This window comes from Pseudomonas sp. MM227, assembly GCF_947090715.1.
GTDB lineage: Bacteria > Pseudomonadota > Gammaproteobacteria > Pseudomonadales > Pseudomonadaceae > Aquipseudomonas > Aquipseudomonas baltica.
The window spans coordinates 2379687-2391980 of the sequence record NZ_OX352319.1 but is presented as its reverse complement, the minus strand read 5'-3'; the positions used below and the strand labels follow the sequence as shown (position 1 = coordinate 2391980).

Below are 12294 nucleotides of genomic sequence, written 5' to 3'. Positions count from 1 at the left end.
CTTGCTCCTGTATGGGTCAGACGGCTGTAAGACGTCGATACTCGCTGGGCGTCTGCTGCATCTCGTGGCGAAAGTGCCGGTTGAAGTTGGACAAGTTCTCGTAGCCGACTTCGAAGCAGATATCGGCCACCGATCGCTGGGTCTGGGCGAGCAGCCTGCAGGCTCGCTGGACCCGCAGCTTGCGCATAAGGTCGATGAAACCATGGCCGGTCATGCGTTTGAAAAAACGCGAGAAACCCGCCTCGCTCATGCCCAGCTGCGCGGCGATCACCGACATGCGTACCTCGGCAGTCAGTTGCCGGGTGAGGTAGTCGAACGCCTGATTGATACGCTGTGTGCTGTATTCGTCGAGGGACGGGGAATAACAGGCGCTGGCCAGAACGCGGAATTCACTGGCCGGCGCGTTTGCCAAGGTATCGATGAGCTGCAGGAACAGCGTCAGGCGCCTGAGGCCATTCGCTTGCCCTATACGTTCCAGCAGGACCGCTGCCTCGACCGCTGTCGCCGCGTGAAACTCGATTCCGCGCTGAGCTCGGTCGAACAGGCCTTTGAGCTCCGCCAGTTCGGGCCACACACTACGACACTCCAGCAGCGTGGTGCCGTCGAACTGCAGTACGACGTCGCGAGCGACCAACCGTTCACCCGTTGCCAGATCGCCCATCCAGTCGTGGGGCAAACCGGGGCCGATCAGTGCGACGTGACCGGGTCCGAAGGGGCCGATGTAATCACCTGCCACCAGCTTGCCGCTGCCTTGCCGGATCAAATGAATTTCGAACTCGGGATGATGGTTCCAGCGTGCCAGGGAATAGGGGTAGTCATGCTCGTACCAGCGAAAGGTCTGGTCTGGTCGTGCCAGGATCACTTCCAGATCTGGCTGACGGTACTCGAACACAGTGGCGCGGTCATCAGGCATCGAGTGCCCCTTTTATCGTTGTTTTTTTCATGATTCTGCAGGTCGACGGGTTCAACCATACTCTGAAATCCCGCTCCATCGGTAGCCCGTCAATGACAGCGTTCCGATACTTTTTTGCCTCGAAACCCAACGGTGCAAAAGATCAAAAAAGTACCGATCACCCATTCGCCGTTCGTTTGAGTACAGATCGGGCAGCTGCTTTACTCGACCTGTCGCTGATCCAACGGCTCGGCGCACCAGAACAATAACAACGGCTCCGGTCGAACCGGCTGGACGCGGAGAACTTCATGAAGATTACCAATGCGTTGATCCTGTCCGCGAGTGTTTCATTCGCCGTCGCCGGACAGGCCGCTGAGACGTTGACCATTGCCACCGTCAACAACGGTGACATGATCCGCATGCAGCGGCTGTCCAAGTTCTTCGAACAACAGCACCCCGACATCACGCTTAACTGGGTCGTGCTCGAGGAGAACGTGTTGCGGCAACGCTTGACGACCGATATCGCGACGCAGGGTGGCCAGTTCGACGTGCTCACGATCGGTACTTACGAGACGCCACTGTGGGGCGCAAAAAACTGGTTGGAACCGATGAAGGATCTGCCAGCCGACTACGACGTAGACGACATCTTTCCCGCCGTCCGCCAAGGCCTCTCGGTGAACGGCACGCTGTACGCGTTGCCGTTCTACGGCGAAAGTACGGTCACCTACTACCGGACCGACCTGTTCAAGGCCGCCGGGCTGACCATGCCGCCAGCGCCAACCTGGTCACAGCTAGGCGGTTTCGCGGCCAGGTTGACCGATGCATCCAAGGGCCAATACGGTATGTGCCTGCGCGGCAAGGCTGGCTGGGGCGAGAATATGGCCTTGCTCAGTACCATGGCCAATGCCTTCGGTGCGCGTTGGTTCAACGAGCAATGGCAGCCTCAATTCGACAGTCCCGAGTGGAAGGCGGCTGCTACGTTCTATGTCGAAACGCTGAAGAAGTACGGGCCGCCCGGCGCTTCGAGCAATGGTTTCAACGAGACGTTGGCGTTGTTCAACAGCGGCAAGTGCGCGATCTGGGTCGACGCCAGCGTGGCCGGTTCCTTCACCACCGACAAAGCGCAGAGCAGGGTAGTGGACAGTGTTGGTTTCGCTGCGGCGCCCACTGAGGTGACCGACAAGGGCTCATCGTGGTTGTACGCTTGGTCGCTGGCGATTCCCGCCACCTCTCGGCACAAGGACGCGGCGAAGGCGTTCGTCACCTGGGCGACGTCCAAACAGTACATCCAGCTGGTCACCGACAAGGACGGTATCACCAACGTTCCGCCGGGCACTCGCATGTCGACCTACAGCGACGCCTACCTGGCAGCGGCGCCGTTTGCTCAGGTCACCTTGCAGATGATGCAGCATGCCGATCCTTCGCAGCCTTCCGCCCAGCCCGTTCCGTACGTGGGCATTCAGTATGTGGTAATTCCCGAGTTCCAGTCGATCGGTACATCGGTCGGCAAGCTGTTCTCCGCCGCGCTCACCGGACAGATGTCCGTGGATCAGGCCTTGGCGTCCGCTCAGTCAACGACCGAGCGCGACATGAAGCGAGCCGGTTATCCCAAGCCGTGAAGCCCTTGTTTCCACGAACTCTAAGGTTGACTCGATGAACCGACTAAACGGTAAAAGTGCACTGATCACTGGCTCTGCGCGAGGCATTGGTCGCTCGTTCGCGCAAGCGTACATACGTGAAGGTGCCATTGTCGCGATCGCCGACATTGATCTGGACCGAGCCCAGGCAACGGCTATCGAACTCGGCCCCCAGGCTTACGCGGTGGAAATGGACGTCACCCAACAAGCTTCCATCGACCGAGCGATCGCCAGTGTGGTGACACGCGCGGGCAAGCTGGACATTCTCGTCAACAACGCGGCGCTATTCGACCTGGCGCCCATCACCGAAATCACCCGGGCGAGCTACGACAGGCTGTTTGCGATCAACGTCGGGGGAACGCTGTTTACCCTGCAGGCGGCCGCGAGGCAGATGATCGGCCAGGGGCACGGGGGCAAGATCATCAACATGGCCAGTCAGGCAGGACGGCGAGGTGAGGCTCTTGTGGGTGTGTACTGTGCGACCAAGGCGGCTGTGATCAGCCTGACCCAGTCCGCCGGGCTCAATCTCATCAAGGAGCGGATCAACGTCAATGCCATCGCCCCGGGGGTGGTCGAGGGTGAACACTGGGATGGCGTCGACGCGTTGTTCGCCAAGTACGAAAGTCGCCCACTGGGCGAGAAAAAGCGTCTGGTCAGCCAGGAAGTCCCCTTCGGTCGCATGGGCACGGCCGAGGACCTGGTGGGCATGGCGCTCTTTCTGGCAAGCGACGAAAGCGACTACGTCGTGGCTCAGACCTATAATGTCGATGGCGGCAATTGGATGAGCTGAAAAGCTCTCCCTGGGCAGTCATCGCTCTTGGTCAGAACGTATACGCCACGCCCGCCTGAACCGTACGCGGTGCGCCAGGATACGCGTACGTGTTGAACGCGCCTTCGTCGTAGCCCTTGTTGAACACATTCTGCAGTTCCAGGTTCAGGCGTACGTGAGGGTTCACCTGATAGAAACTCAGCAGATCGACCACGCTGTAGCGCTCCATGGTGTAGGTCTGGGCTGCGGTCTGTCCGGCGCGGTCGTCGATGTATTTCAAGCCCACGCCCAGGCCAAGTCCTTTGGCTGCGCCGTCCTGGAACTCGTAGGTGTTGAGCAGGCTGAAGCTGTTGCGCGGAATGTTGGCAAGGCGGGTGCCGTTGGGCAGGTTGTTGTCGTCGGTCACCCGCGCATCGACGTAGGCGTAGCCACCGATCATCCGCCATTGCGGCGTGAGGTTGCCGGCGATGGTGATGTCCAGGCTACGGCTGGTGACTTCGCCGGCCGCGACGCTGTAGGTCGGGTCGACCGGATCACGGGTGAGCACGTTTTCCTTGACGATGTGGTAGACGGCGCCGTCGATGCTCAGCTGCTGATCGAGGGCTTCCCACTTCATGCCCAGCTCGTAAGATTTACCTTCTTCCGGGTCAAACCCGCTGCCATCGCGGCTCGCGCCGCTGTTGGGTTTGAACGACCGCGCGGTGTTGGCGTACAGCGCCAGTGTATCGGTGAGGTCGTAGATCAAACCCAGCCGTGGTGTTGCCGAGGTCTGCGCGGCGTTCCAGTCCACAGAGCCTGGCAAGCGGTTGTCGTAGTCCTGTTCGAAGCGTTCCAGACGCACGCCTGCGAGCACTTTGAAGCGCTCGGTCAAGGCGACCTGGTCTTGAATGAACGCGGCTAAGGTTTTCAGGTTTTCCGTGTCGTGGGTGGTGGTGCGGGTGAGGGCTGGGCGTGGCTGGCCCAGCACCGGGTTGTAGAGGTCGATGGGGTAGGTGCCCGCTGCAGCCGACGAGCGCTGGATGATCGAGCGGTAGTCGTAGTCTTCATACTCCACGCCGGCCAGCAAGGTGTGGGAAAACCCTGCGGTATCGAAATGGCCGGTGAGATTCAGCTGATAGTCGCGGTCGGTCCACTCCAGTTTGCGGTAGTTGAAGTTGCGCTGCAGGGTACGTCCATCCAGCGGGGCTGCGTTGGCCTCGACCGCATTGCCCTTGAGGCTGCCGTCAAGCCACTGCATCCCGCCGGCCAGGGTCCAGTCGTCATCGAGGCGGTGCTCGAACCTGAGTTGGGCCATGTCGTTGTCGTTGTGCAGCAGGTTGTCACGGCCTTGCTCCCAAACATTGGTGTCGCGCGAAGCGCTGCCCCGCTGGGTGGCGTAGCGAGTCAGGCCGCGATCGAGCGGATGGTTGTTGCGCATGAAATCGCCTTCGAAGACGATTTTGGTAGCGTCGCTGGCTTGCCAGCTGAGCACGGGCGCGATGTCGTAGCGTTCGGTTTCCACATGGTCACGAAAGCTCTCGCCGCCTTCGCCCAACACGTTCAGCCGATAGGCCAGGCGCCCATCCTCGCTGAGCGGCCCGCCGGCATCCAGCGTGGCGCGGTGCATGCCCTGATCGTTCAGCTGGCTGCCAATCGTCACCTTGCGCTCGGCCAGCGGTTGCTTGCTGACGACGTTGAAAGTGCCGCCCGGATCACCGCGGCCATACAGGCTCGTCGCCGGGCCGCGGATCACTTCCAGGCGTTCCACTGTATTGGCGTCCGGCGCATTGGGGTAGCCGCGATTGATTGGAAAACCGTTGCGGTAGAACTCGCCGGTGGTAAAGCCGCGCACGGTGAAAGTGGTCAGGCCCTGACCACCGAAGTTGTTGGCGCGGCCGACGCCCCCTGCGTAATCCAGCGCGTCCTGCAAGCGAGTGGAGGCGGTGTCTTCCAATACGTCACGGGGCACTACGCTGATCGACTGAGGCGTCTCGTGCAGGGCCGTGTCGGTGCGCGTCGCACTCATCGAGCGGGTGGCTTTGTAACCCGTGACCGGACCGTCCGCGCGCTCATAGTCACTGTTGGCCTCGATGTTCACCGCTTCGAGCTGAAGGTTTCCGCTGGCTTCAACGGGTTCGGAGGACCAGGCAGACACCGGGGCAGCTTGCAGCAGACACAGCGAAAGTAACGTGCGACGCATGGGTTCATCGTTCCAGGCAGGGGAAGCTAGCGAAATGGCAGCGGATTCTATCCGCAAACGATTCGCATTGACAGTTGCCGCCATCGAAAGCTTGCTTTAAACAGTCGCCAGTATTTCCGCCACCCTGGTGTGCTCCCAGGTACTCAGAAGCTCGATAGGGTCGGTACCGAAGTGCTGGGATGAGTCGAAAAGGTAGGTGCGGCCGTCCGGGCTTTCACAACGGTCGCAAAGAAAGCGACCGTTTTCATGGTTGTGGAAGGTGATGATCCAGCCGTCGGTGCCGACAGTCATCGCTGTGTCGTAGGCATCGGCCCAATCCGTTTCGTCGATACGGTGCAAGGTGCGAATACCTAGCGCAATGTCACGAAGCAGTTGGCAAGTTTCGCGTGCGGAGAGGGCGGCGGCGGACACTTGAAGAGCCTGATCAAAGTGGAAAACAGCTTTATAGGCGATGCAGAAGGGGCCGGCAACCTCGCTGAATTAATTGGAAAACTATAGATAACATCATGACACGTCGTCGCACATGCTTTCCTCCGTGAACCTTCCGCAAAGGTGATCAGTAACGAGCACCAAGCTGCTTTGCTGCGTTCACCAGGATGCCTTTAGCCATAAACAATAACATCATGACGAGGCCCCGCTACGAGTTGCTTTCATTTCCGTATTACCAACCCAGTGATCACCAAGTGGGGCAGGGTGCCAGGCGCAGGTTTTAATTCAATGTGGCCAGGTCGAGAGGGAAGGGGTTAAGTGAACATCTTTACCCTATCATGATGTTATTAATAGACAGCACGGCGTCAGCCTTCCTTGCTAGCTGGCTTCAAGCATCAACTCCCTAGCCCTCTTCAGCTGACTTTTTTTGCAGAGGTCCATAAACCCGATGCCTATCCTTATAACGATAGAGATTCATTGCCTCCACATAAGGCTCTTCCTCCAGCAACGCCAAGCGGGTGTTCTTGCGGATCACTACTTTGGGTTCGTAACTCGGGAGCCGCTTTATCTTGGGCGGTGCGATACCCGTTTCATACACGAAGGGCACTGGCGCGATGATGGGTTTGACCTTCGAGTCGCCGTTCCTGACTCGTGCCCGGATATGAGGCTGAACCAAGCGGCGAATGGCGACCTGTTCCTGCGGGTCCAGCTTGCCCAGCATGTCGATGCCGTAGACGAGAGCATTCTCGGCAGCGGCTTCCGAGGAGTGGTGCACCGTTGCCTGTTTGTCATGATATTGATCGAGTAGCTCGTGCCACTCTTGCAGCAGATCACCGGCCATCTTGCGGGCGCCGGACGAACCGGTGTCATCCCAATAAAAGTTGATGTTCGACGGCGCAGTGAGCACGTTGGTCAGACGCAGGGCTTGCTTGGGCACGATGCCATTTCCGCTGCCTTTGAAGCGGTTCCACACGTTGCGGCGGTCGTTGGTTTTGTCGATGGCACCGATCAACTTGCCCAGTTCGACACGCGTCGCATTGGTCTGCAGGATCTTGTCGATGGCAGTGCGGGGCAGGGCGATAGCACCAGGCACACGCAATGTTTCCCGCGGGTGCTGACCCACTTTGACCCAGATACTGGTCAACGCCTCGAACGCCGCCTGTATTGCCTCGTCACCTTCCAGTACACGCACTTCTATGGGTTCGTTGCGCACCGCATCCTCGGGCCTGAAATCCAGACCAAACATGGCATCGACACGTACGTGGTCTGCTGCAGTTCGCAATACTTCGCCCAAGTCGGTCAATTCGGCCTGAAGCCTGTTGACCAGAGCGATAGCTGCGCTGGTCTGGCTGAGATGAAGATCCATGCGTATGTCCGGATAATGGGCAGGTGCGCTATTCTAGCTGAGCACTGTATCTTTATACAGATCTGTCGGTTGGCTACCCAGTTAGTCCGTGAACGTTGCCATGGAGAGGGTCTTGAAGAAAAGTGAGTTACCGGTAAAGCACTGCGTCACCTGTGGGCTTGCGTTCACCTGGCGCAAGAAATGGGCGCGCTGTTGGGACGAGGTCCGCTATTGTTCGGAACGTTGCAGGCGGCAGAAGAGGCCGGTTTCCGGTGGTTGATATTTCAAAGCCCGTGCCTGTCACCCGATAGCGATATCACCGTTGGGCACGCCAGCGGTGCTCTGCCGAACGACCAGGCTGTGGGGCAGCGTCACGTGCCGCACTTCAAGAGGGCGTTTCTCGATCAAACTGATCAGCATGTCCACCGCGTGCTGGCCGAAGCACTCGGCTGGCTGAGCGATGGTCGTCAGCGGCGGGTCGCAATAGGCAGCCAGTTCGATGTCGTCGAAGCCGGCCAGGGAAACGTCCTGGGGAACTCGCAGGCCCATTTCCTTGATGCGCTTCAATGCGCCAATGGCCATCTCATCGCTTTCACAGAACAATGCAGTAGGACGCTCGGGCATGCCGAGCAACTGCAGTGCTCCGTTATAGCCTGCTTTCAGGCTGAAATCCCCTGGGCAAATCAACTTGGCATCGGGTGTGATGCCCGCTGCACGCAAGGCTGCCTCGTAGCCCGCACGCCGATCACGGGTCAACGGGCTGGTGGCAGGCCCGTTGATCAAACCCACACGTCGGTGGCCCAGGGCAAGCAGGTGTTCTGTGACCGCTCGCGCAGCGCCATGGTTATCCAGACTGACGGTGAGATGACGGCCCCCCTCAAGTATTTCGCAGGCGTTGACGATAGGGGGCAGGTCGGCTGCGTCGGTAGTCGACGCGAATGGATCGTAGGCGCGCAGCTGCAGGACGCCGTCGGCTTGATGGGCGTGCACCAGGTCGGCATATTCGCGCTCGGTCGCTTCGCAGCCCAACGTGTCGCACAGCAATACGCGATAGCCCGCCGACTGGGCAGCTTTCTGCGCGCCGCTGATGACACGAGCAAAAAAACTGTTAGCAATATGCGGCACGAGGATGACCAGGTTGAACGTGCGTCGCGAACGGAACTGCACGGCCATCAGGTTTGGCCGGTAACCGGCCTGTTCCACTGCAGCATTGACCCGCTCGCGCGTTGCGAGCAGTACCCGTTCGGGCGACTTCAGCGCCCGCGATACCGTAGCCACCGAAACGCCGGCCAGCCGCGCCACTTCACGAATATTCGACACGCCTACCTCGTCCCCGGTAATCCCGACGCAAAGCTTACCTCAGTTTGCCGCTGCCTCCGGTACCGCGATGATCCGCCCGATGGTGTTTGACAGGGGACGCGCTGGCGCCTAGATTCCTTGAACGAATGTAACCGGTTACATCGCCAGGTCATTGATTGCTGATCTGACCAGTGCTGAGCCGATAAGAATCTAGAGGCTGGATGTCATGCAAAAAACCAGAATGGGTTTCGTCGGTGGGGGGGAAGGGTCGTTCATTGCCCGGGCACATCGGCAGGCGGCGGCGCTGGATGGGCGATTCGATCTGGTGTGCGGCGCTTTCAGTCGCGATCCGCTCAACAATCAGCGCACTGGAAACGCTTTGGGGCTCGCGCCACAGCGTGTCTATGGCGACTGGCGGGAGATGATCGAGGCCGAAGCGCGCCTCCCCGAAGACCAGCGCATGCAGTTGCTGGTCAACGTCACGCCCAATCATCTGCATGCGCCCGTCGCACAGCGCGCGATCCAGTCAGGCTTCCATGTGTTCAGCGAAAAGCCCGCCGCTTTGAACCTGGCCGAGCTGCAGGCGCTGGACCAGACCTTGCTCGGCAGTGACCGACTCTATGGCCTTGCCCACGTATACCTCGGTTACCCCATGGCCTGGGAAGCCCGCGAGCTGGTGCGCAATGGCCTCATCGGTGCCGTGCGTAAAGTCATCGTCGAATACCCGCAAGGCTGGCTCAGCCAGGACATCGCCAGCCAGGGCAACAAGCAGGCCGACTGGCGCGACGACCCGGAACAATCCGGCATTGGCGGCTGCATCGGCGACATCGGTACGCATGCGTTCAGTTTGGCTGAATTCGTTGCCGACCAGCAGGTGTACTGCCTCAGCGCCATGCTCGGCTCCCATGTCGAAGGTCGCCAACTGGACGACGACGTCAGTGTGCTGATCAAGATGAGCGGCGGGGCCAGCGGAGTTCTGATCGCCAGCCAGGTCTGCGCCGGCGAAGAGAATCCGTTGAAGATTCGCGTCTATGGCGAGTTAGGCGGGCTGGAATGGCGGCAGGAAGAACCGTCCAGCCTGATCCACCGTTCGCTGGACCAACCCATGCGCATCCTGCGCTCAGGTCTTGGGCAACCCTGGCTCAGTGCCGCCGCCACACGCCGGATGCGTTTGCCCGCAGGGCATCCCGAAGGTTACCTGGAGGCGATGGCCAATCTGTACGTGGATCTTGCCGACGCCATCCAGGCGGGTGTGGCCGGCAACCAGGTGCCGGGCGTACCCGGCATGGACATCGGCCTGCGCGGGATGGCCTTCATCGAAGCCGCACTCATCAACCACCGCGGCGACGCCAAGTGGACCGAACTGATCTGTCCCTCTTCCTCACGGAGTACTGCACAATGAATCTTCCTGCCGAAACGGGGCTGCGTGGCCCAGGTATATTCCTGGCGCAGTTCATGTCGCCCGAAGCGCCCTTCGACAACCTGGCCAACATCGCTGGCTGGGCTGCGTCACAAGGTTACAAGTCGATCCAACTGCCCACGCTAGGCACCCGCTACATCGACCTGGAGCGTGCAGCGCAAAGCCAGGCGTACTGCGACGAGCTCAATGCGGTCTGCGCCAAAGCCGGCGTGCAGATCAGCGAGCTGTCGACCCACCTGCAGGGTCAACTGGTCGCCGTGCATCCTGCCTTCGACGCGGTGTTCGACGAGTTTGCGCCGGTGCATTTGCGTAATGCTCCACAAGCCCGCACCGAGTGGGCCATCGACCAGCTCAAGCTTGCCGCACAAGCCAGCCAACGCCTGGGCCTGACCGCCCACGCGACCTTTTCCGGCGCCTTGCTCTGGCCCTATGTCTACCCGTGGCCGCAGCGGCCCAATGGTCTGGTCGAGCAGGGTTTTGCCGAGCTGGCCAGGCGCTGGCTGCCGATTCTCGATTGTTTCGAAGAGGCCGGTGTCGATCTGTGCTACGAGATTCACCCCGGTGAGGATCTGCACGACGGCGCCTCGTTCGAGCGCTTCCTGCAGGCAGTCGACCACCACCCCCGCGCCGCCATTCTCTACGACCCCAGCCATTTGCTGCTGCAGCAGATGGACTACCTGGGTTTCATTGACCGTTACCACGCGCGCATCCGCATGTTCCACGTCAAGGACGCCGAATTCCGTCCCGATGCCCGTTCCGGCGTGTACGGCGGCTACCAGGACTGGGTCGATCGGCCGGGCCGCTTCCGCTCGCTGGGTGACGGCCAGGTGGACTTCAAATCGATCTTCAGCAAGTTGACCCAGTACGGCTTCAACGGTTGGGCCGTGCTCGAGTGGGAATGCTGCCTGAAGGATTCGGCGCAAGGCGCAGGTGAGGGTGCTGCCTTCATCGAGCGACACATGATCAAGCGCACGCAACGCGCTTTCGATGATTTCGCCGGCGTGTCCGCCGACGTGCAATCCAACCGAAGATTACTGGGTTTGCTCGAAGACTGAACCGCCCAAGCTTTCGACCGACACCTGCCATAACAATAAAACGGTGAGCGCAATGAAAACGATGAACGCCCGACTGAGCGTGATGATGTTCCTGCAGTTCTTCATCTGGGGTGGCTGGTTCGTCACCCTGGGAACATTCCTGGCGACGGGCCTGGGCGCCAGCGGCAGCCAGATCGGGCTGGCATTCTCGACGCAATCCTGGGGAGCGATCATTGCGCCCTTCGTCATCGGTCTGATCGCCGACCGCTGGTTCAACGCCGAACGCATCCTTGCCGTGCTGCACCTGCTGGGCGCGGTGCTGTTGTATCAACTCTATCGAGCAGCGGATTTCGCCGCGTTCTATCCCTATGTCCTGGCCTACATGGTGGCCTACATGCCGACCCTGGCCCTGGTGAACTCGGTTGCCTTCCGCCAGATGAAAGAACCGGCTCGTGAGTTTTCCCGCATCCGGGTATGGGGCACCATCGGCTGGATCGTCGCCGGCGTGGTGATCAGTATGGTTTTCGCCTGGGATTCTGCTCAAGGTATCGCCGGTGGCGCACTGCGTAATACTTTCCTGATGTCGGCCGTCGCTTCGCTGCTCCTGGGGCTTTACAGCTTCACCCTGCCCAGCACGGCACCTTTGCAGGCCACCAGCGAGCGCAAGGGACTGAGTCAAGTGCTGGGCCTGGATGCTTTGGGGCTTCTGAAGGACCGCAGCTACCTGATCTTCTTCCTGGCCTCGATCCTGATCTGCATACCACTGGCTTTCTACTACCAGAACGCCAACCCGTTCCTGGCCGAGATCGGCATCGCCAATCCCACCGCGAAGATGGCCATCGGGCAAGTGTCCGAAGTGCTGTTCATGCTCCTGCTGCCGCTGTTCATTGCCCGCTTCGGCATCAAGATCGCGCTGCTGGTCGGCATGTTCGCCTGGGTGCTGCGCTACGTGCTGTTCGCCTATGGCAGCGGCGGGGAAGAAGTCGCCATGCTGCTGATCGGCATCGCGCTGCATGGTGTCTGCTACGACTTCTTTTTCGTCTGCGGGCAGATCTACACCGACGCCAAGACGCCTGAACGCTTCCGCAGCTCGGCACAGGGCCTGATCACCCTGGCCACCTATGGGTTGGGCATGTTGATTGGCTTCTGGGTAGCGGGGCAGGTGACCGATCACTATGCAACGGGCATGCAACATGACTGGAAAAGTATCTGGCTGTTCCCGGCGGGCTTCGCCGGGGTGGTGTTGCTGGGCTTTGCGTTGACGTTCAAAGCCAGGCCCAGCTGAACACC

At 60.2% G+C, this 12294-nt stretch carries 11 protein-coding genes; 6 read left to right on the top strand and 5 right to left on the bottom strand.

Annotation, left to right across the window (positions count from 1 at the left end; genetic code table 11):
- Positions 1 to 16: 16 nt before the first annotated feature.
- Positions 17 to 913 carry an AraC family transcriptional regulator gene (locus ONG87_RS10775; RefSeq protein WP_122477991.1) on the bottom strand — a complete coding sequence of 299 codons (897 nt, stop codon included), beginning with the start codon at positions 911 to 913 and terminating at the stop codon, positions 17 to 19.
- Between the two features lie 287 nt (positions 914 to 1200).
- Between ONG87_RS10775 and ONG87_RS10770 the strand changes: the two genes are divergently transcribed.
- Positions 1201 to 2511, top strand: coding sequence for a sugar ABC transporter substrate-binding protein (locus ONG87_RS10770; RefSeq protein WP_122477992.1), 1311 nt, complete (start codon positions 1201 to 1203; stop codon positions 2509 to 2511).
- 34 nt (positions 2512 to 2545) lie between these two features.
- On the top strand, positions 2546 to 3319 hold the full coding sequence (locus ONG87_RS10765) for an L-iditol 2-dehydrogenase (protein WP_264381206.1): 774 nt from the start codon (positions 2546 to 2548) through the stop codon (positions 3317 to 3319).
- A 31-nt stretch (positions 3320 to 3350) separates the two neighbouring features.
- On the opposite strand, the gene ONG87_RS10760 is transcribed toward ONG87_RS10765, so the two are convergent.
- From ONG87_RS10760 to ONG87_RS10750, 3 genes are all read right to left on the bottom strand, one after another.
- Positions 3351 to 5477 (bottom strand): TonB-dependent siderophore receptor, encoded by a 2127-nt coding sequence (locus ONG87_RS10760; RefSeq protein ID WP_264381205.1) that lies wholly within the window; start codon positions 5475 to 5477, stop codon positions 3351 to 3353.
- A gap of 96 nt (positions 5478 to 5573) precedes the next feature.
- A complete protein-coding gene (locus ONG87_RS10755) occupies positions 5574 to 5888 on the bottom strand; it encodes a hypothetical protein (protein WP_264381204.1) in 315 nt (104 codons plus the stop codon).
- Positions 5889 to 6309: 421 nt separating this feature from the next.
- Positions 6310 to 7272: a DNA replication terminus site-binding protein gene (locus tag ONG87_RS10750; protein ID WP_264381203.1), complete on the bottom strand. Its 963-nt coding sequence runs from the start codon at positions 7270 to 7272 to the stop codon at positions 6310 to 6312.
- A gap of 112 nt (positions 7273 to 7384) precedes the next feature.
- Here ONG87_RS10750 and ONG87_RS10745 point away from each other — a divergent pair, with 112 nt between their 5' ends.
- Entirely contained in the window at positions 7385 to 7531 is a 147-nt protein-coding gene (locus ONG87_RS10745) for a DUF2256 domain-containing protein (RefSeq protein ID WP_264381202.1), read from the top strand.
- A 20-nt stretch (positions 7532 to 7551) separates the two neighbouring features.
- Here ONG87_RS10745 and ONG87_RS10740 read toward each other — a convergent pair whose 3' ends face one another.
- Positions 7552 to 8571, bottom strand: coding sequence for a LacI family DNA-binding transcriptional regulator (locus ONG87_RS10740; RefSeq protein ID WP_264381201.1), 1020 nt, complete (start codon positions 8569 to 8571; stop codon positions 7552 to 7554).
- A 205-nt stretch (positions 8572 to 8776) separates the two neighbouring features.
- Between ONG87_RS10740 and ONG87_RS10735 the strand changes: the two genes are divergently transcribed.
- Genes ONG87_RS10735 through ONG87_RS10725 form a run of 3 tightly spaced genes read left to right on the top strand, consistent with a single transcriptional unit; the run spans position 8777 to position 12289 of the window.
- Entirely contained in the window at positions 8777 to 9952 is a 1176-nt protein-coding gene (locus tag ONG87_RS10735; RefSeq protein WP_264381200.1) for a Gfo/Idh/MocA family protein, read from the top strand.
- Entirely contained in the window at positions 9949 to 11025 is a 1077-nt protein-coding gene (locus ONG87_RS10730) for a sugar phosphate isomerase/epimerase (protein WP_264381199.1), read from the top strand. The genes ONG87_RS10735 and ONG87_RS10730 overlap by 4 nt, the downstream gene beginning before the upstream one ends.
- A 52-nt stretch (positions 11026 to 11077) precedes the next feature.
- Positions 11078 to 12289: a nucleoside permease gene (locus ONG87_RS10725; RefSeq protein ID WP_192137165.1), complete on the top strand. Its 1212-nt coding sequence runs from the start codon at positions 11078 to 11080 to the stop codon at positions 12287 to 12289.
- Positions 12290 to 12294 lie beyond the last annotated feature (5 nt).

What these genes read in the sequence shown, in the direction of transcription:
- ONG87_RS10775 (WP_122477991.1), bottom strand. Translation starts at nt 913, where the DNA reads ATGCCTGATGACCGCGCCACTGTGTTCGAGTACCGTCAGCCAGATCTG.
- ONG87_RS10770 (WP_122477992.1), top strand. Translation starts at nt 1,201, where the DNA reads ATGAAGATTACCAATGCGTTGATCCTGTCCGCGAGTGTTTCATTCGCC.
- ONG87_RS10765 (WP_264381206.1), top strand. Translation starts at nt 2,546, where the DNA reads ATGAACCGACTAAACGGTAAAAGTGCACTGATCACTGGCTCTGCGCGA.
- ONG87_RS10760 (WP_264381205.1), bottom strand. Translation starts at nt 5,477, where the DNA reads ATGCGTCGCACGTTACTTTCGCTGTGTCTGCTGCAAGCTGCCCCGGTG.
- ONG87_RS10750 (WP_264381203.1), bottom strand. Translation starts at nt 7,272, where the DNA reads ATGGATCTTCATCTCAGCCAGACCAGCGCAGCTATCGCTCTGGTCAAC.
- ONG87_RS10735 (WP_264381200.1), top strand. Translation starts at nt 8,777, where the DNA reads ATGCAAAAAACCAGAATGGGTTTCGTCGGTGGGGGGGAAGGGTCGTTC.
- ONG87_RS10730 (WP_264381199.1), top strand. Translation starts at nt 9,949, where the DNA reads ATGAATCTTCCTGCCGAAACGGGGCTGCGTGGCCCAGGTATATTCCTG.
- ONG87_RS10725 (WP_192137165.1), top strand. Translation starts at nt 11,078, where the DNA reads ATGAAAACGATGAACGCCCGACTGAGCGTGATGATGTTCCTGCAGTTC.